General features: G+C 56.7%; 20 protein-coding genes. 14 read left to right on the top strand and 6 right to left on the bottom strand.

Annotation, left to right across the window (positions count from 1 at the left end):
- Window positions 1–170: 170 nt before the first annotated feature.
- The 4 genes from ABJI08_RS03420 to miaA all read right to left on the bottom strand — a co-directional run bounded on the left by ABJI08_RS03420 (window position 171) and on the right by miaA (window position 4,983).
- On the bottom strand, window positions 171–1,622 hold the full coding sequence (locus tag ABJI08_RS03420) for an ABC transporter permease (protein ID WP_348400418.1): 1,452 nt from the start codon (window positions 1,620–1,622) through the stop codon (window positions 171–173).
- Between the two features lie 15 nt (window positions 1,623–1,637).
- Entirely contained in the window at window positions 1,638–2,723 is a 1,086-nt protein-coding gene (locus ABJI08_RS03415; protein ID WP_348400417.1) for an ABC transporter permease, read from the bottom strand.
- Between the two features lie 412 nt (window positions 2,724–3,135).
- The gene (locus tag ABJI08_RS03410; RefSeq protein ID WP_348400416.1) at window positions 3,136–3,960 is read right to left on the bottom strand and encodes an AraC family transcriptional regulator; all 825 of its coding nucleotides are present in this window, start codon (window positions 3,958–3,960) and stop codon (window positions 3,136–3,138) included.
- Between the two features lie 138 nt (window positions 3,961–4,098).
- A complete protein-coding gene (miaA, locus tag ABJI08_RS03405) occupies window positions 4,099–4,983 on the bottom strand; it encodes a tRNA (adenosine(37)-N6)-dimethylallyltransferase MiaA (protein WP_348400415.1) in 885 nt (294 codons plus the stop codon).
- Between the two features lie 128 nt (window positions 4,984–5,111).
- Between miaA and pyrH the strand changes: the two genes are divergently transcribed.
- From pyrH to ABJI08_RS03335, 14 genes are all read left to right on the top strand, one after another.
- Window positions 5,112–5,843: a UMP kinase gene (gene pyrH / locus ABJI08_RS03400; RefSeq protein WP_348400414.1), complete on the top strand. Its 732-nt coding sequence runs from the start codon at window positions 5,112–5,114 to the stop codon at window positions 5,841–5,843.
- Between the two features lie 157 nt (window positions 5,844–6,000).
- Window positions 6,001–6,567, top strand: a complete 567-nt coding sequence (gene frr / locus ABJI08_RS03395; protein WP_348400413.1) for a ribosome recycling factor — start codon at window positions 6,001–6,003, stop codon at window positions 6,565–6,567.
- A gap of 4 nt (window positions 6,568–6,571) precedes the next feature.
- Window positions 6,572–7,294 (top strand): isoprenyl transferase, encoded by a 723-nt coding sequence (locus tag ABJI08_RS03390; protein ID WP_348400412.1) that lies wholly within the window; start codon window positions 6,572–6,574, stop codon window positions 7,292–7,294.
- A complete protein-coding gene (locus ABJI08_RS03385) occupies window positions 7,291–8,076 on the top strand; it encodes a phosphatidate cytidylyltransferase (RefSeq protein WP_348400411.1) in 786 nt (261 codons plus the stop codon). Before ABJI08_RS03390 ends, ABJI08_RS03385 begins: the two co-directional genes overlap by 4 nt.
- Window positions 8,073–9,245 carry a 1-deoxy-D-xylulose-5-phosphate reductoisomerase gene (gene dxr, locus ABJI08_RS03380; protein WP_348400410.1) on the top strand — a complete coding sequence of 391 codons (1,173 nt, stop codon included), beginning with the start codon at window positions 8,073–8,075 and terminating at the stop codon, window positions 9,243–9,245. Before ABJI08_RS03385 ends, dxr begins: the two co-directional genes overlap by 4 nt.
- Window positions 9,246–9,254: 9 nt before the next feature.
- Complete coding sequence (gene rseP / locus ABJI08_RS03375; RefSeq protein WP_348400409.1) at window positions 9,255–10,601, top strand: RIP metalloprotease RseP; 1,347 nt, start codon at window positions 9,255–9,257, stop codon at window positions 10,599–10,601.
- 79 nt (window positions 10,602–10,680) lie between these two features.
- The gene (locus ABJI08_RS03370) at window positions 10,681–10,830 is read left to right on the top strand and encodes a hypothetical protein (protein WP_348400408.1); all 150 of its coding nucleotides are present in this window, start codon (window positions 10,681–10,683) and stop codon (window positions 10,828–10,830) included.
- A 187-nt stretch (window positions 10,831–11,017) separates the two neighbouring features.
- A complete protein-coding gene (gene bamA / locus ABJI08_RS03365) occupies window positions 11,018–13,381 on the top strand; it encodes an outer membrane protein assembly factor BamA (protein WP_348400407.1) in 2,364 nt (787 codons plus the stop codon).
- A gap of 6 nt (window positions 13,382–13,387) precedes the next feature.
- On the top strand, window positions 13,388–13,948 hold the full coding sequence (locus tag ABJI08_RS03360) for an OmpH family outer membrane protein (protein WP_348400406.1): 561 nt from the start codon (window positions 13,388–13,390) through the stop codon (window positions 13,946–13,948).
- Between the two features lie 73 nt (window positions 13,949–14,021).
- Window positions 14,022–14,486 carry a 3-hydroxyacyl-ACP dehydratase FabZ gene (fabZ, locus tag ABJI08_RS03355; protein ID WP_348400405.1) on the top strand — a complete coding sequence of 155 codons (465 nt, stop codon included), beginning with the start codon at window positions 14,022–14,024 and terminating at the stop codon, window positions 14,484–14,486.
- A gap of 6 nt (window positions 14,487–14,492) precedes the next feature.
- Window positions 14,493–15,293, top strand: coding sequence for an acyl-ACP--UDP-N-acetylglucosamine O-acyltransferase (lpxA, locus tag ABJI08_RS03350; RefSeq protein ID WP_348400404.1), 801 nt, complete (start codon window positions 14,493–14,495; stop codon window positions 15,291–15,293).
- A gap of 1 nt (window position 15,294) precedes the next feature.
- Window positions 15,295–16,095 carry a UDP-2,3-diacylglucosamine diphosphatase LpxI gene (lpxI, locus tag ABJI08_RS03345; protein ID WP_348400403.1) on the top strand — a complete coding sequence of 267 codons (801 nt, stop codon included), beginning with the start codon at window positions 15,295–15,297 and terminating at the stop codon, window positions 16,093–16,095.
- The gene (gene lpxB, locus ABJI08_RS03340) at window positions 16,095–17,267 is read left to right on the top strand and encodes a lipid-A-disaccharide synthase (protein ID WP_348400402.1); all 1,173 of its coding nucleotides are present in this window, start codon (window positions 16,095–16,097) and stop codon (window positions 17,265–17,267) included. Before lpxI ends, lpxB begins: the two co-directional genes overlap by 1 nt.
- On the top strand, window positions 17,264–17,830 hold the full coding sequence (locus tag ABJI08_RS03335; protein ID WP_348400401.1) for a hypothetical protein: 567 nt from the start codon (window positions 17,264–17,266) through the stop codon (window positions 17,828–17,830). Before lpxB ends, ABJI08_RS03335 begins: the two co-directional genes overlap by 4 nt.
- Here ABJI08_RS03335 and ABJI08_RS03330 read toward each other — a convergent pair.
- Together ABJI08_RS03330 and mnmA are read right to left on the bottom strand one after the other, a co-directional pair.
- Window positions 17,827–18,081 carry a zinc ribbon domain-containing protein gene (locus ABJI08_RS03330; RefSeq protein ID WP_348400400.1) on the bottom strand — a complete coding sequence of 85 codons (255 nt, stop codon included), beginning with the start codon at window positions 18,079–18,081 and terminating at the stop codon, window positions 17,827–17,829. The two genes, ABJI08_RS03335 and ABJI08_RS03330, sit on opposite strands and share 4 nt — an antisense overlap.
- A gap of 63 nt (window positions 18,082–18,144) precedes the next feature.
- Complete coding sequence (mnmA, locus tag ABJI08_RS03325; RefSeq protein ID WP_348400399.1) at window positions 18,145–19,290, bottom strand: tRNA 2-thiouridine(34) synthase MnmA; 1,146 nt, start codon at window positions 19,288–19,290, stop codon at window positions 18,145–18,147.
- Window positions 19,291–19,379: the final 89 nt, after the last annotated feature.

Here is a 19,379-nt window from a genome sequence, read left to right as displayed (position 1 = left end):
CGTTCTCCCTTTTAGGGCGGCGGAGGGGTTTCGGTGCAACGTCGGTAATGTGTCGGTATCGCGTCGGTCCTGTTGTCCGGGCTTGTCCGATCTGGCGTCGTTAACCTTGTCCTGTCTCCGGTGTTGTGAGTGGGGCGGGGCGGCACAGGGGCCGCCCCAGATCAAATCAGTTAGTCGCGCAGGCTTTCTTCGCGCAGGCCATCAGCCAGAAGGTTGAGGCCCAGAACGAGGCTGAGCAGCGACAAGGCCGGGACCAGCGCGGGATGGGGATAGATCGACAACAGCTTGCGCCCGTCATTGATCGTTGTGCCCCAATCCGGGCTTTCCGGTGGCAGGCCCAGTCCAAAGAACCCGAGTGTACCCAAAAGGATTGTCGTGTAGCCAATGCGCAGGCAAAAATCGACGATCAGCGGGCCGCGTGCGTTGGGCAGGATTTCCCAGAGCATGATGTACCATGGACCTTCTCCGCGGGTTTGGGCCGCGGCGACATAGTCGCGGGTCTGGATATCAAGCGCGAGGCCACGCACGATGCGGAACACTGTGGGTGAGTTTACAAAGACCACCGACACAAACACGACAAGGACGCCTGAGTTGATGTCAAACAGGTCCATGACCTCGGGCAGGACGCTGATCGGGGATCCGGGTGCGGAAATGGCTGACATGTAGAACCAGAACATCGCCAGAAGCACCGCAGACAATAACGGAGTGCGCAGTTTTGGCCGGGTGTAAAACCGCGAATTTAACAGCACGCCGACAAAGATGATCGGGAACGCAAACAGCACCATCGCCATATAGTTCGGGATGCCGGTGGCCACGATTTCCGGTGTGACCAGTAGGTAAAACAACAAGATCACCGGAAAGGCGAGCACGAGGTTGGCAAGGAACGACAACAAAGCGTCAAGCCGACCGCCGAAATACCCGGCAGGCAGACCCAGCGTGATGCCAACCATAAAGGCAAACAACGTGGCAAAGGGCGCGATCACAATCACAATGACCGACCCGTGCACCATGCGGCTGAACACATCCCGGGCAAGATTATCGCCGCCCAGAATGTAATAGAGATACTGACCGTCTTCGGGGCTGCGCAGAGGCGTGCCGGGCAGTTTGTTTTTCATGCCTGACAATTGCGACAGCGGATCATGCACCGCGATCATGTCAAACAGCCCGACAAACACAGCCGTGTAAAACCAGAACATCAGCAGTGCAAAACCAATCATGCCGACCGTGCTGTCAAACAGCTTGCCGTAAAGGCCCAGCTTGCGTTTGTAGGTAATCGACAAAAGGAAGGTCACAACCAGCGCGATCCAAACCGGGGAAAATTGCGCTGCCAGCGCGCCAATGATGCCCACCGTGCCAAGGGGGGTGAACATACCTGCCAGAAAATAGACAGCGCAAAGTGCAACCAGCGCCAGAAGGCTGTATTTCACCGCCATGGAAATCAGGGCATTGGGGCCCATGTCGCGCGTGATTGTGCCGTCGGGGTTGAAGGTTTCACTGGCCGGGGCCAGCACGAATGAGGCAACGATCTGAACAACAACCGCAGCGACAAAGAAATAAGCAACAAGCGTAAACACCGGATCAATGATGGTGCCGAAAGAGCCTGTCCATGTAAGTGGTTCCATGTCTCAGATCCTTTCTTATGAAATTCGGATGCGCGGGTTCAGGTAGACGTAGCCGATATCTGAGATCAGCTGCGTGAACAGAACCACGAAGACCGAGACAACCGAAACCGCCAGAAGCATTTCGATGTCATTGTTGCTGGCAGCTGTGACGAGCTGCCATCCGAAGCCGGAGTATGAAAACAGCGTTTCGACAATCACCACACCATTCAGCAGCCATGGGAATTGCAGCATGATCACCGTAAACGGCGCGATCAGCGCATTTCTGAGCGCGTGTTTCAGAACGATATTGTGAAAGCTGACGCCTTTGAGCCGTGCCGTGCGGATATATTGCGCTGTCATGACCTCGGCCATCGAGGCGCGGGTCATACGGGCGATATAGCCCATGCCATAAAGCGCGATGGTGATCACAGGTAGTGTGAAGTTTTGCAGGTTGGCGCTGTCCATTGCGGATTTGGCGGTGCCTTTGAACAGCGCTTTGCCTTCGATCAGGCCCATTTCATGCAACCACGGGCCAATTCCGTGTCGGGTCGAAGCCAGGAGGGCAATGAAAATGACGCCTGACACGTATTCCGGTGTGGCTGTTGACAGGATCGAGACGGTGGAAAGAGAGCGATCCGTTCGGGAGCCTTCGTTCATACCGGCCAGAACCCCGATGATCAGCGCCGAGGGCACCATCACCACCATGACCCAGAACATCAGTTTGCCGGTATTGGCCAGCCGAGAGCCGAGCACGTTGGCAACCGGTTCCTTGGACACAGTCGAAAAGCCCCAGTCGCCCTGAAGAATGCCGCAATAGGTTGGCGTGTCTTCGGCGACCACGCCGGGGCGCAAGCATTTGCCCAGTCTGGTGCCGTCGTCTTTGATTTTCACATAGCCGGGCAGAACGCCAAGCCATTGCATATATTTCAAAGGTGTCGCCTGCAGATACCCGCGATCGCCAAGATAGCTGGCGACAGCCTCTTCCGACATGCGGAAGTTGCCTTGGGTTTTGGCGAGTTTTTCAAGGTTCGGATAAAGATTGGTCAGGAAAAAGACGATATATGTCAGGCAGAGCGCCGTGACTATCATCAATCCAAACCGCCTTAATATGAAACTTCCCATGTGGTTCCCTGTTGGTGGTCCGATCCGCAATCCGACCGGTCGTGGTCACATCGAAGGTCGGTTGGCGTCGCCGTGATCGCCCGGTAAGGGCGCGGCTGGCTTCAGAGGTGTTCAGCGAATTTTGCAACAGCTACCGGGCCGCAGCCGGTGGGGTGCGTGCCTGATTGCAAAGGCCCGAAGGCCCTGGTCAGATTGGCGTTTGGCAACACGTCCCTCCCAAGAGTGTCCCAATGTGTGCGCTGAACAAGCGTCGTCTTTTGCGCCGGTCATTTGTTTTTATTTGTCCGGCAATATTGTAACGTTCATTCGGCAACAGATTTTGCGCCACGTCAACGGTGGCAATCGTCATTTATTGGTCCAAAAACGACATGCGGGATGTCGAATTTGTCTGTTTTGGCGACGCATGGAGCGATTAGGTCAGGGGACGCGCCCCTTGGGCACGCTTTCGAACCTGGCTTGGGGCGTGACCGAAATGCTGTTGGCTGAACCGGGTAAAATAGGCGGCGCTGCCAAATCCGAGATCCGTGGCAATCTCGTTTATGGGCTTATCTGTGTGGATCAACATTGAATGCGCTTCGTGCTGGATCATTTGCGACAGCATGTCCGCGGCTGTCAGTCCGGCGCTTTGACGACAGACGCGGGTCAGGTGCGTCGGGGTGATGTCCAGCTGTTCCGCATAGGCGGCCATAGACTGCCCCGAGCGGAAATCGCGCGCCAGAAGATCGCAGAGACGGCGTACGATGCGTTCGGCAGCCTTGGCCGGGGGCAATGGGCCAGCGGTCTGAACCTGTCGGCGCAACGAGATAGACATGAGGTGCGCCTGTGCATTCATAGCTTCGGCCAGAAACGGGCGGTCTTCGTGCAATTCTCGGCGCATGGCGTCAAAGATGCCGGTCAGTTCAGCCTGCGCGAGACCATCGGTCAGCCGCAAATGCTGCGTGCGGTCGGGCAGGGTGACGCGCCCGTCATCCGGGATCAGGATCGCCTGACCCTGAACCTGAAGACCCAGTTCAAATGCGAGCAATTTTCCGGCCGGTATAAAAACTGCATTATGAGCGCCAAATCCGCGTCGCAACCCGTGCAACAAAACACGGCCCTGACCGCGCGTGGTCCACAGCAGGATATGGTGATTGCGCACATGTAATTGTTCCAGCAACCAGGGCTCGCCCTTGGTGAGTTGTGCCAGAGTCAGAACTTTGATTTGCGACAGAGGGGCGTCCGGGGCAGGGTGGCGCACCGTTCTATCCGTAGGGCTTGTATGCTTTGGTTGCACGCCCTGACGCGTCATAAATGACGGGATATGTAAATTTTTTCGGTCCATTCCGGCAGTCAAAGTGCCAGAAATGTCGAATTTACACAAGCTCGACAGATCAGATCAGGCGGATTCCGGCTGGTGTTTGAACCATGTCTTCATCTTGGAACGGAACCATGTGCGCTGACGTTTGGCGAACTGGCGTGTCGCAATTGTGGCCTGAGTACGGGCCTGTTCCAATGTCAGTTCGCCCTGAAGATGAGCAATCAGTTCGGGCGCGCCGATGGCTTTGGCAGACAGATGGCCGGGGTCCCAATCGGGCAGGTTTGCACGAGCTTCTTCAAGGGCATCCTGTTCCAGCATCAGATCAAACCGGCGCTCGATACGCGCGTTCAGCCAATCCTTGTCCACATCAAACAGAATAGGCGTTGTCTGTGACGGCGATAGCAAAGGCGGTGGCGTATTGTCCTGCCACTGTGCCAGAGGGCGCCCGGTTGCGCGCATAACCTCCCATGCTCGTTGAACGCGCATCGGGTTCAGACAATCAATTCGTGCTGTGGTGTCGGGGTCCAGCTCGTGCAGCAATGATTCGAACCCTTCGGTTGCCACCCGCGCGTTGGCCTCTTCACGGATTGCGTCTGGTGTCGGGGGTATTTCGGCCAATCCTTGTGTCAGCGCCGAGAAATACAGGCCGGTGCCGCCGACAATTATTGGTCGCTCTGTCCCGGTCAAAAGAGGGGCCACATCGCGCAACCAATGCCCAACGGAATAGGCCGCATCATGGGGCACATGGCCGTAAAGCGCATGGGGCGCGCGCGATTCGTCGCTGGGTGACGGGCGCGCTGTCAGGACACGCCAGTTGGCGTAAACCTGTATCGCATCGGCATTTACGATCACGCCGCCGCTGTTTTCTGCGATCTCAAGCGCCAGTGCGCTTTTGCCGCTGGCGGTTGGGCCTGCGATCAGAACCGGCTTGTCAGTTGGGATATCGTCCAGCTTCAATATCATGCCGGGTATCGGGGCGCTGCGTAAAGAAACGCGATTTCATTAATTAAAGAGAACTCTCGCATTGAACCTGACCGCGTTTTCCGACATTTTGCGCGCGATCATAATTCGATGCGCAAATGGAGTGCAACATGAGCGAAGCCGAAGCCCCGAAAGAGACCACCTTTAAACGTGTGATGCTCAAGATTTCGGGGGAGGCGCTGATGGGAGATCAGGGCTTTGGCCTGAATCCGCCCACCGTTCAACGGGTCGCTGAAGAAGTGAAAACGGTGCACGACCTTGGCGTCGAGATTTGCATGGTGATCGGAGGCGGTAACATTTTCCGTGGCCTGCAAGGGTCAGCTCAGGGAATGGAACGCACCACGGCAGATTACATGGGCATGCTGGCGACGGTGATGAACGCGCTGGCGATGCAATCCGCGCTGGAACAGATCGGTGTGTATACGCGGGTGATCTCGGCCATTCCGATGGATCAGGTATGTGAGCCCTATATCCGCCGCCGTGCTGTACGCCACCTTGAAAAGAAACGGGTATGTATTTTTGCGGCAGGCACCGGAAATCCATATTTTACAACCGATACTGCCGCGACGCTGCGCGCCAATGAAATGGCCTGTGAGGCGATTTTCAAAGGCACGAAAGTGGACGGCGTGTATGATAAAGATCCGGTCAAGTTTGACGATGCGGTACGGTATGACAATGTCAGCTATGACGATGTCCTGACCAAGCGGCTGGGTGTGATGGATGCCAGCGCAATTGCCCTGGCGCGTGACAACAATCTGCCGATCATTGTGTTTTCGCTGGATGAACCGGGCGGGTTCCGGGGCATTTTGGCCGGACGCGGCACCTATACCAAAGTGAGCTGACGATGACCGGAACAGTTGGGTTGGGGTTGCTGAGAAATTGCTGCCCGGCGTAAAAGGCCCAACTGTGTTTGATCCCGGGCCAATTCTGTGCGAAACGGGTAACAGGATGGTATCGGTGCCGGGCACCGTCAAATAATAATAGAACAGAGCTGATCCCATGTCCGAAGATGACTTTGAAATTGATACAGACGACCTGACACGCCGCATGGACGGCGCAATGGGGGCGTTGAAAGCTGAATTTTCCTCACTGCGTACAGGACGGGCCTCAGGCAATATGCTTGAGCCGGTTATGGTGGACGCATACGGCCAGAAAACGCCGATCAACCAGGTGGGAACGGTCAATGTACCTGATCCGCGCATGGTGACGGTGAATGTCTGGGACAAGTCGCTGGTTGGCGCCGTGGAAAAGGCGATCATGAATTCCGGGTTGGGTATCAATCCCCAGACCAACGGAACCATTGTGATGCTGCCGATCCCTGAGCTGAACGAGGAACGCCGGACCGAGCTGGCCCGTGTGGCGGCGCAATATGCCGAACATGCGCGGGTTGCGGTGCGCAACGTGCGTCGCGACGGCATGGACCAGATCAAGAAAGCCAAAGCGGGCGGGATGTCGGAAGACGACCAGAAGCTCTGGGAAGCCGAAGTTCAGGAGATGACCGACGATTTCATCAAACAGGTGGACGCGGCGCTTGAGAACAAACAATCCGAAATTATGCAGGTCTGAAGACATGCCCGAGGACATCTCACCGCGCGGCCCGCGGCATGTGGCCATCATCATGGATGGCAATGGCCGTTGGGCGCAGGCCCGGGGGCGGCCTCGGTTGTTTGGGCACCATGCGGGTGCCAAGCGTGTGAAAGAAATCGTGCGTGCCTGCAAACCGCTGGGCGTGCAGTATCTGACCATATTTGGGTTCTCGACAGAAAACTGGAAACGGACACAGGCCGAAGTGGCCGGGTTGATGAGCCTGTTTCGTCAGTATATCCGCAAAGAGGCCCGTGGTTTGAAAGCCGAGGGCGTGCGGGTGCGGTTCATCGGGGATCGCGTTAAGCTGGACGACAAGCTGCGCGCGCTGATGGATGAGCTGGAAGAAATGACAGCCGGCAACGACGAAGTGCATTTGACCATCGCGCTGAACTATGGCGGGCGCGATGAAGTAGCGCGCGCGACACAGCGTTTGGCGCAGGATGTGAAAGCCGGGCATTTGGACCCGGACGACGTGAACGAAGAAACTTTGCCCAAATATCTGGACACTTGCGTGTTGCCTGATCCGGATCTGGTGGTGCGCACCAGCGGAGAAGCCCGGATTTCGAACTTTCTTTTGTGGCAGTCGGCCTATGCCGAATATGAGTTTATTGATACGTTATGGCCGGATTTCTCCAAAGAAGAATTCCGCAAGCTGGTGGATGCCTATTCCGCCCGTGACCGCAGATTTGGTGCATTAAGCGCGTGAGCGGTGGCCAGGAAAAGACGCCCGGCAAATGGGGTGATTTGCCCGCTAGGTTAGGGTCTGCAGCTGTCATGTTGGCCATTGGCGGCGCTGCGATCTGGGTCGGCGGGATTTGGTTTCATGCACTGGTGGCCTTGATCTGCGGCGGCATGATGTGGGAATTCACACGATTGATGAACCGTGGCGAAAGTCGCTTTGCGTTGCCTATGGGAATTCTGGCGGGTGTTGTGTTGATGGTGACGGATGTCCTTCCGGGTCAGACGATCATTCCGATTTTGCTGGCTGTGGCGGTTGTTGGTGCGACGCAGCTCAAGAAAACGCGTTTGGTTTACGGGGTTTACGCGGCTGCGTTGATCTTGTCCTGTTATGGCTTGGTCGTCATTCGTGATGTGCGTGGCGCTTACTGGATCATCTGGCTGGTGTCCCTGGTGGTTGTTACGGATGTGGCCGGGTATTTCGCCGGCCGTCTGATTGGTGGCCCCAAGTTCTGGCCCAAGGTCAGCCCCAAGAAAACATGGTCCGGGACGATCGCGGGCTGGGTTGCTGCGGCCGGGGTCGGGTTCATATTTGGCGGACCGCCTTTGGTGGTGCTGAGCGTTTTTGCCGCCTTTGCCTCGCAAATGGGGGACGCCGCGGAAAGCGCGTTGAAACGCTGGGCCGGGATCAAGGACAGTTCCAATCTGATCCCGGGGCATGGTGGCCTGTTGGATCGCTTTGACGGCATGTTGGGCGCGGCTTTGTTTGTTCTTTTGATGGGCGCCGCGTTGGGATTGCCAGCGGTATGAGACGGGTTTCCATTTTTGGAGCAACCGGATCGATTGGCCAAAACACCATCGACCTGATAGCCCGCGATCCCGAGAGTTACGACGTTGTGGCATTGACCGGTGGGCAGAATATCGCCCGGTTGGCGCAGGATGCAGTTCGTTTACGGGCAGAGATAGCCGTGACGGCGGATGAAAAGCGCCTGCCAGATCTGCGTGACGCGCTGGCGGGATCAGGGGTTGAGGCCGCAGCTGGGTCTGAAGCACTGTTAGAGGCGGCGACACGTCCGACCGATTGGGTGATGAGCGCGATTGTCGGGGCTGCCGGTCTGGCGCCGGGTTTGAAAGCGTTAGAGCAGGGCGCGACGTTGGCGTTGGCCAACAAGGAATCGCTGGTCACGGCGGGTGCGTTGATCATGGAAACGGCGCGCGCGCATGGCGGGCATATCCTGCCGGTCGACAGCGAACATTCGGCGGTATTTCAGGGTCTTGTCGGTGAAGACATGAGCGCCGTTGAGCGCATTATCATCACTGCCAGCGGTGGCGCGTTCCGGGATTGGAGCCTTGACGACATGGCCAAGGCCACGCCCGCACAGGCGTCGAGCCACCCGAACTGGAACATGGGTCAGCGGATCACAATCGACTCGGCCTCGATGTTCAATAAGGCATTGGAGGTCATTGAGACCAAAGAGTTCTTTGGGTGTGATCATGACATGATCGAGGTGCTGGTTCATCCGGAATCGATGGTGCATGCGCTGGTTGGGTTTCGCGATGGCGCACTGATGGCGCATGTGGGACCACCCGATATGCGCCACGCCATTGGCTATGCGCTGCATTGGCCGCATCGGCATTCCTTGCCGGTGGAGCGGCTTGATCTGGCGAAAATCGGCCAGCTGACCTTTCGCGACCCTGATCCTGTACGCTATCCGGCACTGCGGCTGGCGCATGAGGTGCTTGAGGCGGGCGGTATGGCCGGGGCTGTGTTTAACGCCGCCAAGGAGCGCGCGCTGGACGCGTTTTTGGACGGGCGGATCGGGTTCTTGCAAATGGCGGACGCGGTTGAAGAGGTGTTAGAGCGCCTTGTTGCATCACAATGTCTTAAGAATGCCCAAATGACCCTTGATACCGTGCAGGAAACTGACCATTTGGCCCGAAAGACGGCTGACAACGTCATAGCAGAACAAAACAGGTAGGATCGCGCTTTGGACATTTTTGCCCTTATCCCGGCATTTGGAAACACAGTTGTTGTGGTGCTGGCGTTTGTGGTCGCGCTGTCGATCATTGTGTCGATCCATGAATATGGGCATTACATCGTCGGGCGCTGGTCTGGCATCCATGCCGAAGTGTTCTCGTTAGGGTTTGGGCCTGTGTTGTGGTCGCGCCATGACAAGCGCGGCACAAAATGGCAGGTCGCGGCGATCCCGATGGGAGGTTATGTGCGGTTCAAGGGCGATTCCAATGCCGCCAGCGGCAAAGACGGCGCCGCCATGCAGACCATGTCAGACGATGAGCTGCGCAGTACGATGCACGGAGCACCTTTGTGGGCGCGCACGGCAACGGTTGCGGCGGGGCCGGTATTTAACTTTGTCCTGTCGATAGCAATCTTTGCCGGCGTGATGATGACAAATGGGCGTCTGGGCGAAGAGCTGATTGTTGGCGATTTGCGGGATTTGCCCAATGTGGAATACACCCTGAAACAGGGTGATCAGGTGCTGGCGATTGATGGCAAGCCATTGCCATCATTGCAGGATAACGCCGCATACGAGACATTCTGGGACGATATGGTCAAGGAAAACCCTCTGGCCTATGAAGTGGACCGGGGCGGCGATGTGATCGAAGTTGACGGGCCCTACCTTTATCCACCTATCGTGCTGCATCTGGCGCCAAGATCGGCAGCGATCAACGCCGGGCTTGAGCTGGGCGACGTGTTCACCGCGATTGATGGCAAACCGATTGTCGCCTTTTCGCAGTTGAAAGACGCCGTGGAGAATGGCGAAGGACGCACATTGTTGCTGACAGTGAACCGGGCCGGAGAAGAGCAGGAGTTTTCCCTGACACCGCGCCGGGTCGACGAGCCGCAGGACGGGGGCGGGTTTAAAACCTATTGGCGTATTGGCATTGGTGGTGGTTTGGCGTTTGAACCAGCGACCGTTTCGCTGAGCCCGGGTGTTGCGGTGTGGGGCGGCGTTCAGCAAACCGGTCGTATCATCAAAGGATCGATTTCCGGCCTGTATCACATGGTTACGGGGGCGATCAGCAGCTGTAACCTGTCGGGCCCGGTGGGCATTGCACAGACATCAGGCGCGATGGCAAGTCAGGGGCTTGAGAGCTTTATCTGGTTTATTGCGGTGCTGTCGACGGCGATTGGTATGCTGAACCTGTTTCCAATTCCCATGCTGGATGGCGGGCATCTGGTGTTCTACGCGTATGAGGCCGTGACCAAGCGCCCACCAAGTGATGGCGCGCTGCGAATTCTGATGACAATTGGGCTGGTGATAGTGCTGGGATTGATGACTTTTGGGCTGACCAACGACCTGTTCTGCCCATAAGTGCCTTGCCGGTGCCGCATTTCTGCCTAATTCCCTGTTTAGCTTTGAGGGATACACAGACAGAACCAGAGCTGAGACCATGCACACAATTGAAGACGGATATCGCGCACTAGGACTTTTGATCGACGTAAACTGGGATCGCTTTATGTTCCCGCTAGCGATCATGGGTGGATTGATGTTCGGTGCCTATGTGGGGGTCACCTTCAGTGCAATTTTGGGCCAGTTCTAAGCCCTCCTTGGAAATATGATCTCGCATGGCCCGCCACCAGATGATGTGGCGGGTCATTGTGTGTCTACCAAGCCCTGTGGATAACTATTCGTCACGACATTTAAGCTTCTGCGCCCATTGGTCTTTTGACAACGGGCGGCATTCCCGGTAGTCACTGTCCAACTGGGATGTCTTGCGGAGTTTGGGAATGACCAAACAGAGTAGAGCTTTGGCGAAAGCCAAAGACGGCGGCGATACGCGTTTTAAACAAGCTGCATTTGCTTTTTTATTATTGATTTCAGCGGTTTTGTTGATGTTGCCGGGAAGTGTTTCGGCACAGCAATACCAGTTTGGATCAGTATCGGTTGAGGGCAACCAGCGGATCGAATCTGCTGCGGTGGTCAATTATGCCGGGATCACCACGGGAAAGGCCATCAGCGCAGGGCAGTTGAATGCGGCTTATCAGCGGGTATTGGACTCCGGTCTTTTTGAGGCTGTCGAGATGGTTCCCAGCGGCAATCGTCTGGTGATCAAAGTCAAAGAATATCCCACAATCAACGTCATCAGTTTTGAAGGCAATGCACGTTTGAAAGACGCGGCTTTGGAGGCTTTGGTCGAGTCTCAGTCGCGCCGGGTGCTAAACCTGAGCGTGGCAGAGCGCGATGCAGCGCGAATTACGCAGGCTTACGCAGAACAAGGCCGATTGGCGGCGCGTGTTACGCCGCGCATCATTCGGCGCAATGATAACCGTGCGGACCTGGTTTTTGAAATTTTCGAAGGCGGCGTTGTTGAGATTGAACGCATTGGATTTGTTGGCAACCAGGAATTTTCCGACCGTCGTTTGCGCCGTGTTCTGGGCACAAAACAAGCCGGGATATTGCGCGCGTTTTTCCAGCAAGATACGTTTGTAAACGACCGTATCGAGTTTGATAAACAGGTGTTGCGCGACTTTTACTTGTCACGCGGGTTTGTCGATTTCCGTGTCACCAGTGTGAATGCCGAGCTGTCGCGCGACCGCGACGGTTATTTCGTAACGTTTAACGTTCAGGAAGGTCAGCGTTTCAAATTTGGCAACATCACTGTTGTCAGCGAAGTGACTGGCGCCGACCCCGATGATTACCTTAAGGCAATCAAATTGAAGCCCGGCATCATGTATTCGCCATTGCAGGTCGAAAACGCGATTGCGCGGCTTGAGCGGCTTGCTCTGAAAGATGGGCTGGATTTCGTGCGCGTTGATCCGCGTATCACACGCAACGACGCCGCGCTCACGCTGGATGTCGAATTTGCGCTGGTGAAGGGACCACGCATCTTTATTGAACGGATCGATGTGGAAGGAAACACAACCACGGTTGACCGGGTTATTCGCAACCAGTTCCGTATTGTGGAAGGCGACCCGTTCAACCCGCGTGAAATTCGCGAAAGTGCAGAACGGATTCGGGCACTTGGTTTCTTTGAAACCGCCGAAGTGAATGCCCGCGAAGGCAGTTCACCTGATCAGGTTGTGGTCGACGTTGACGTTGTCGAGCAACCTACCGGGTCGCTTTCGTTTGGTGCGTCTTACGCGACCAACGACGGTATTGGTCTTGTGGTTCGGTTCAGCGAACGCAACTTTCTGGGCCGTGGACAGTCTCTTTCGTTCTCAGCCTCGACCGCATCGTCAGTCACGGACTATTCGTTCTCATTTGTAGAACCTGCGTTTTTGGGTCGTGATCTGGCTGCTGGTGTCTCGTTGAAGTATCAGGAATACGAACCAGACGAAGCCCGGTTCAGCAACGTTGTTGGCGAGTTTCAGCCCAGCCTGGCCTTTCCGGTCAGCGAATTTGGCCGCATGAACCTGCGATATACTTTGCAGAACACCGATATGGTTCTGGACACCGGCACAACAGCACCCGGTTCGATTGTTGATACAGAAGCTGCGCGCGGCGATATTTGGAAAAGTTCGGTTGGATATACTTATACGTATGACACACGGAACCGAGGGCTTGATCCAAACCGGGGCGTGTTGCTTGAGTTCGGTCAGGATTTTGGCGGCGTGGGTGGAGACTACACATTTATCAAGACCACAGCCAAGGCGCTGGCCGAGACCAAGGTCTTCCACGAAGAGATTACATTACGTGCCGTTCTGGAAGGTGGTCATCTTTATTCTCCCGACAATGACAGCCGCGTAGACGATCGCTTTATTGTGACGGCGCGCAGCATTCGAGGGTTTGAACCTTTTGGTATTGGTCCACGGGAAAGGGGCACATCCGGCGGCACATCTTTTGATGACGCGCTTGGCGGCAATTATTATGCCGTGGCTCGGTTTGAAGCTGAATTCCCTCTGGGTTTGCCGGATGAATTGGGTATTTCCGGCGGCCTGTTCTACGATGTCGGCTCGCTTTGGGGTTTGGACAACACGTCGGGTGTTGGCACGGTGTTTTATGATGAATTCTCATTGCGCCATGTTGTTGGGTTTGCTTTGTTCTGGGATACGGCCATTGGCCCGTTGCGGTTCAACTTTACCAAGGCTCTGCAAAAAGAAGAATTCGACAGAGAGCAGACGTTTGATTTCACCATCAGCGCGCAGTTCTGATTTGCCATGCGTGGCCTGATTGTCCTTTTGTTTTCGGTGCTGACGACCCTAAGTGTCATTGCGCCGGCAACAGCGCAGGACATGGGCGTGCCGGTTTCTTCAATCCTGACACTGGACAGCGAGCGTTTGTTTGCCGAGTCGCAATTCGGTGAGCGGGTCACGCGCGACATTGAAGCTGAGCAATCCATTTTGCGGGCAGAAAACCGCCAAATGGAGGCCAAACTGGTTGAAGAAGAGCGGGTGCTGACCGAAAAGCGCAAGGAAATGACACCGGAAGATTTCCGAGCGGTCGCCGATGCGTTTGATGCGCGTGTCGAAGAAATCCGTCGATTTCAGGATAATAAAGCGTCCGAGATTGCACAGTTCCGCGAACGCGAAGAGGCGGCTTTTGTTCTGGCGGCCAGGCCCGTTTTGGAAGATTTGATGCGTGAAGCGCGCGCTTCAATCATTCTGGAACAGCGGGTCATTCTGATGTCCAGCAATTCCGTTAATATCACTGAGACCGCTATTGCCCGGCTGAATGCGGCAATTGGCGATGGCAGTAGCCTGAACGCCGACCCAGAGTAGCGCGCTTGCCCATCAGGGCCGGGATTGCTAGGGACTTTCAAGGAAAATAATTCCACTAACGCGGGAGAACACCATGTCTGAAGAGTTGAAGAGTGCTGATATCGGTTTGATCCAGCGGATCATTCCACATCGCTATCCGTTTTTGCTGGTGGACAAAGTTGTCGAAATTGACGGGTTCAAGTCTGCCAAAGGCATCAAGAATGTGACCATGAACGAGCCTCATTTTCAGGGGCATTTTCCGGGCCAACCGATCATGCCGGGCGTGACAATTGTTGAGGCGATGGCGCAGACATCTGCGGTATTGGTTGGCGTTGCGATGGATTTGGCCGACAAGGAATTGCTGGTCTATTTCATGGGGCTCGACAAATGCAAATTCCGCCGGATGGTCGTGCCGGGTGATGTGTTGGAAATGAAAGTGGCGACCTTGCGCGGCAAGCCGGGTGCGAAGGTTTGGAAATTCGAAGGCGTTGCAACAGTTGAAGGTGAGCTGGCGTGTGAAGTTGAATTCACAGCGATGATGGACCTTCCAAAGGAGTAATCCGAAATGGCAATTTCTCAATCTGCGCAAGTGCATGCTTCGGCTGTGGTCGAAGACGGCGCGGTCATCGGTGATGGCTGTCTGATTGGCCCGTTTTGTGTTGTCGGGGCTGACGTGGTTCTTGGAGATCGGGTTGAGTTGAAATCACACGTTGTGGTGACCGGCCAGACTGAGATTGGCGGGGACAGTGTAGTGTTCTCGTTTTCGGTGATTGGCGAGGTGCCACAGGATTTGAAGTTCAACGGAGAAGACACGCGGCTGATCATCGGCGAGCGTAACCGGATCCGCGAACATGTAACGATGAATTGCGGCACCGAAGGTGGTGGCGGCGTGACGCGGATTGGGGATGACGGGCTGTTTATGGCCGGGTGTCACATTGCCCATGACGCGCAGATTGGCAATCGGGTGATTGTGGTGAATTCGGCGGCTGTGGCCGGGCATTGTGTGATCGAAGATGACGTGATCATTGGCGGTTTGTGCGGCATTCACCAATGGGTGCGGATTGGTCGGGGCGCGATTATCGGCGCGGTTTCTATGGTGACAAACGACGTGATACCCTTTGGGTTGGTGCAGGGGCCACGCGGCGAGCTGGACGGGCTGAACCTTGTTGGTCTCAAGCGACGCGGCGTTGCACGGGCAGACATCACTGCCTTGCGGGCGGCCTTTCAGATGCTGGCCCAAGGCGAAGGCGCATTTCAAGAACGCGCAAAGCGGTTGGGTGACGAAACCGAAAGCGATTACGTGCGCGAAATTGTAGATTTTGTGACCGGGCATTCGGATCGGTCCTTTCTGACACCGGGGTCCTGAGATGAACAAACTTGCTATTGTTGCCGGGGCAGGCGCACTGCCGGTCAATCTGTCACGGGCGCGCCCGGACGCTCTGCGCATTGTCTTTGAAGGCATGCCGCATGAGATGGTTGCGCCGTTGCGAGACCACAGTCTGGCGCGGCTTGGCGTGTTGTTTGAGGATCTGAAAGAACAAGGCGTGGATCAGGTTGTCTTTGCTGGCGGCATGTCCCGGCCGGACCTGAAACCAGGTGATCTTGATGAGTTGACCATGACGCTGATCCCGGCGCTGCAGGCGGCGTTTCTGCAGGGCGACGACGCGGTGTTGCGATTTTATGTATCGCTGTTTGAAGAGCGCGGCATGAAAGTTGTCGGCGCGCATGAAATTCTGATGGAACTGGCCGTGCCCGAGGGCTTGGTTGTTGGCCCGGACCCGAGTGACGCAGTCTTAGGTGATGCTGCGCGGGCCGTGGATATCCTGTTGGCGTTGTCGCCATTGGATGTCGGGCAGGGTGCGGTTGTCGCGGCGGGGCTGTGCCTTGGTGTGGAGACTTTGCAGGGTACAGATGCGATGCTGGACTTTGTCGCGCAGACGCCCGCGCAATTGCGACGTGGCGGTGGCGTGTTGGTCAAGGCCCCGAAACGGGGGCAGGATTTACGCGTTGATATGCCAGCCATTGGACCGGCGACCGTGCACAAGGCGGCCGCGGCGGGTCTGGAGGGTATCGTTGTTGCAGCAGGCAAGGTTCTGATGCTGGAGCCAGAAGAAACCCGTCAGGCGTTTAAGGATACGGGCTTGTTCCTGATGGGCCGCGTGCTCTGATGAAAGTCTTTCTGGTCGCGGGCGAGATGTCGGGAGACAAGCTTGGCGGGGCCTTGATGCAGGGTTTGCGCCAATTGGTGCCGGACGTGACGTTTGAAGGCATTGGTGGCCCCGCGATGCAGGCCCAGGGGCTGATCAGCCAGTTTCCAATGGATGAGCTGAGCGTGATGGGCATTGCCGAAGTGCTGCCCAAATATTTGCACCTGAAACGCCGTATATCCGAAACTGCCGATGCGGTGGTTGCGGCGCAGCCAGATGTTTTGATCACCATCGACAGCCCGGACTTTTCGCTGCGCGTGGCGCGGATTGTCAAAGACAAAAGCGATATTCGAACCGTGCATTACGTGGCGCCCACCGTGTGGGCGTGGCGTGCCGGGCGGGCCGAAAAAATGTCGCACATGATCGATCAGGTTCTGGCGCTGTTGCCCTTTGAGCCACCCTATATGCAGGCTGCCGGGATGCGCTGTGATTTTGTCGGGCACCCGGTCACGACCGAACCCGTGGGCAGCGATGCAGAGGTGCTTGAGTTTCGCGAGGCGCATGATTTGGGCGATGAACCGTTCTTGCTGGTGCTGCCCGGATCGCGCCGGGGCGAGGTGGGTCGATTGGGGCCGATTTTCGCGCAGGTGGTGGCGGATGTGGTTAATGCACGGCCTGATCTGAGGATTGTAGTGCCCGCAGCAGCGCCTGTGGCGGTGCTGGTCAAGGATCTTGTGAAGGACTGGCCGGGCAACGTGACGGTGCTGGACCCGCGCGGACGTGGCGAACAAGAAGCACAGCGCGAAAAGCGCGCCGCATTCCGGGCTGCACATACCGCGTTGGCTGCGTCTGGTACAGTTTCGCTGGAGCTGGCGGCAGCGGGCACACCGATGGTCATAGCCTACGACATGAACTGGTTGAGCCGTCAGATCATTGCGATGATGTTGAAAGTCGACACTGTAACGCTGGTTAATCTGGTCAGCGAAACAAGAGATGTGCCCGAGCTGATTGGTGCGGATTGCCGGGCTGACCGGATTGCCCCGGTTTTACTGGATGTGATTGGCAATCCGGGCGCTCAGTCCGAAGCGATGAACGTGACCATGGACCGGTTGGGACGGGGTGGCGAAGCACCGGGGCTGCGTGCCGCGCGGGCCGTACTGGACGGGCTGGACAGGCTGGAGCGCGCTGAATGAGTGTGGTGCTTTTTGCGCTGTCAGTGTCTTTGGCGTTGGTGCTGACTAATCTGGACAATCTTGCATTGATGGTCGCAATGTTGGTGCGGTTGCCCGGACGTCGGGTGATGCTGGGCTTTGCCGGGGCGCAGTTTGTGGTGCTTGTGGTGGCGCTGGTTCTGGCGGAAGGCATGGAGCTTGGCTTTCCCACGCAGGCCGGGTGGCTTGGGGTTGTGCCGGTTTTTCTGGGTCTGCGCGAATTGATCAGGCGCGGGGGCGACGAAAGCGGATCGCGGCGTGAGGCGTCGACTTTGGTTGCTATATTGCTGACGTTTCTGAGCGTTTCGGCAGACAGTCTTTCGGTGATAACACCGTTGCTGGCGGACGCTGCCCCGGTCTATCGGTTGGGTGGTATGGCCGGCGCGTTAGGAGCCGGGGTAATTTTGCTGGTCAGCGGTAGCTTCATGGCGCGTGGTGCGGGTGAAAACGCACGGTTGGTCGGATGGCTGGAACGCCTGGCGCCCTGGGTGATGATTGGCGTGGGGACTTATGTTTTGCTCAACACCGCCACAGACATGGTTTAGCTGCGCCAGCGTTTCAGACGGGGAATGCCTCGGGTATAGAGCCACGCCAAATTGCGCGGCTGGCCCATTTCGATCAGCTTGTTTTTGCAAAAGACCTGCATGCCTTGCGCCGAAATTTCCGGCATTAGAAACGCGCCGTTATCATAGCAATATGAGCAATATGTCGTGGATTTTGATCCATCAGCCTCGGTGCCGCCACCCGCGGGGTCCTGGCTGAGCGGCATACCGCAGCTTTGGCACATGTTCTTCATGGTCTGATCCTCGGGTCTAAGCGGGGATCAGCTTAGCACGAAGCTGCACGGAAATCAGCGTGATTAAGCGCCGCGCCAAATCCAGCCGCCGCCGAAAATGCGGGTGCTGTCCGGATCATAAAACACGCAAGCCTGCCCCGGCGAAACACCTTCTTCGGGGGTAAGCAGTTCAACTTCGGCTGTGTCGGGACCTGTGGGGCGCAAAATCGCGTCGCGCGGCGGGCGGGTTGAGCGGACTTTGACCATCAGGTGCCATTCATCGCGTGACTGCAGCGGCTCATCGCCCAGCCAGTTAATTTCGCGCACCGGAATGACACGGGTGGACAGCAGCTCTTTGGGTCCGACAACAACCTGTTTAGTATCTACGTCCAGTTTGACCACATAAAGTGGGTCTGCCAGACCACCGATACCAAGACCGCGCCGTTGCCCGATGGTATAGTGAATGACGCCCTGATGTGTGCCCAGAACGCGCCCGTCCGCATGCACGATGTCACCGGGTTCTGCCGAACCGGGGCGCAGCTTTTCAATCACGCTGGCATAATCACCGTTGGGCACAAAGCAGATGTCCTGACTGTCGGGCTTGTCTGCCACGGCCAAACCGTATTCGGCGGCCAGCGCGCGGGTGGCGTCTTTGGACGGCAGATGGCCAAGCGGAAAGCGCAGGTAGTCAAGCTGTTCCGGGGTGGTGGAAAACAGGAAGTAAGATTGATCGCGCGTGGCATCCGCCGCGCTGTGCAGTTCGGGCCCATTGGCCCCGGTCTTGCGTTGAATATAGTGGCCGGTGGCCATGCAATCCGCGTCGAGATCGCGGGCGGTTTCCAGCAAGTCCTTGAATTTCACACGCTCGTTGCAGCGGATGCAGGGCACCGGTGTGGCCCCGGCCAGATAGCTGTCTGCGAATTCGTCAATCACGGCGTCCTGAAAGATATTTTCATAATCCAGCACATAGTGCGGAAAGCCCTTTTCTTCGGCCACGCGGCGGGCGTCATGAATATCGATCCCTGCACAGCAGGCGCCCTTTTTGGCCAGAGCCGCGCCGTGGTCATAAAGCTGCAGGGTGACGCCAACCACATCATAACCTTCATCCGCCAGTTTGGCCGCTACGACAGAGCTGTCCACGCCGCCCGACATGGCGACCACAACACGCGTTTGAGACGGGGGTTTGGCAAAGCCAAGAGAGTTGAGCGGGGTATCGGCATCAAGGGCCATGGGAATCTCCAGAAGAAGTCGAGAAGATATATAAGAAAATCGTAACTACTCTCAAGAGGCGGTTTCAGGTCTCGTTAAGTGGTTTGTCC

This window comes from Shimia sp. (assembly GCF_039969785.1).
GTDB lineage: Bacteria > Pseudomonadota > Alphaproteobacteria > Rhodobacterales > Rhodobacteraceae > Shimia.
The sequence above is the reverse complement of the archived record's forward strand: the minus strand, read 5'-3'. Positions and strand labels throughout refer to the sequence as shown.

Coding starts and splice junctions, on each gene's coding strand:
- lpxB (WP_348400402.1), top strand. CDS start 16,095: ATGAAAGTCTTTCTGGTCGCGGGCGAGATGTCGGGAGACAAGCTTGGC.
- ABJI08_RS03390 (WP_348400412.1), top strand. CDS start 6,572: ATGCCCGAGGACATCTCACCGCGCGGCCCGCGGCATGTGGCCATCATC.
- lpxA (WP_348400404.1), top strand. CDS start 14,493: ATGGCAATTTCTCAATCTGCGCAAGTGCATGCTTCGGCTGTGGTCGAA.
- dxr (WP_348400410.1), top strand. CDS start 8,073: ATGAGACGGGTTTCCATTTTTGGAGCAACCGGATCGATTGGCCAAAAC.
- ABJI08_RS03420 (WP_348400418.1), bottom strand. CDS start 1,622: ATGGAACCACTTACATGGACAGGCTCTTTCGGCACCATCATTGATCCG.
- ABJI08_RS03335 (WP_348400401.1), top strand. CDS start 17,264: ATGAGTGTGGTGCTTTTTGCGCTGTCAGTGTCTTTGGCGTTGGTGCTG.
- ABJI08_RS03330 (WP_348400400.1), bottom strand. CDS start 18,081: ATGAAGAACATGTGCCAAAGCTGCGGTATGCCGCTCAGCCAGGACCCC.
- bamA (WP_348400407.1), top strand. CDS start 11,018: ATGACCAAACAGAGTAGAGCTTTGGCGAAAGCCAAAGACGGCGGCGAT.
- ABJI08_RS03415 (WP_348400417.1), bottom strand. CDS start 2,723: ATGGGAAGTTTCATATTAAGGCGGTTTGGATTGATGATAGTCACGGCG.
- ABJI08_RS03360 (WP_348400406.1), top strand. CDS start 13,388: ATGCGTGGCCTGATTGTCCTTTTGTTTTCGGTGCTGACGACCCTAAGT.
- fabZ (WP_348400405.1), top strand. CDS start 14,022: ATGTCTGAAGAGTTGAAGAGTGCTGATATCGGTTTGATCCAGCGGATC.
- miaA (WP_348400415.1), bottom strand. CDS start 4,983: ATGATATTGAAGCTGGACGATATCCCAACTGACAAGCCGGTTCTGATC.
- pyrH (WP_348400414.1), top strand. CDS start 5,112: ATGAGCGAAGCCGAAGCCCCGAAAGAGACCACCTTTAAACGTGTGATG.
- frr (WP_348400413.1), top strand. CDS start 6,001: ATGTCCGAAGATGACTTTGAAATTGATACAGACGACCTGACACGCCGC.
- lpxI (WP_348400403.1), top strand. CDS start 15,295: ATGAACAAACTTGCTATTGTTGCCGGGGCAGGCGCACTGCCGGTCAAT.
- ABJI08_RS03370 (WP_348400408.1), top strand. CDS start 10,681: ATGCACACAATTGAAGACGGATATCGCGCACTAGGACTTTTGATCGAC.
- mnmA (WP_348400399.1), bottom strand. CDS start 19,290: ATGGCCCTTGATGCCGATACCCCGCTCAACTCTCTTGGCTTTGCCAAA.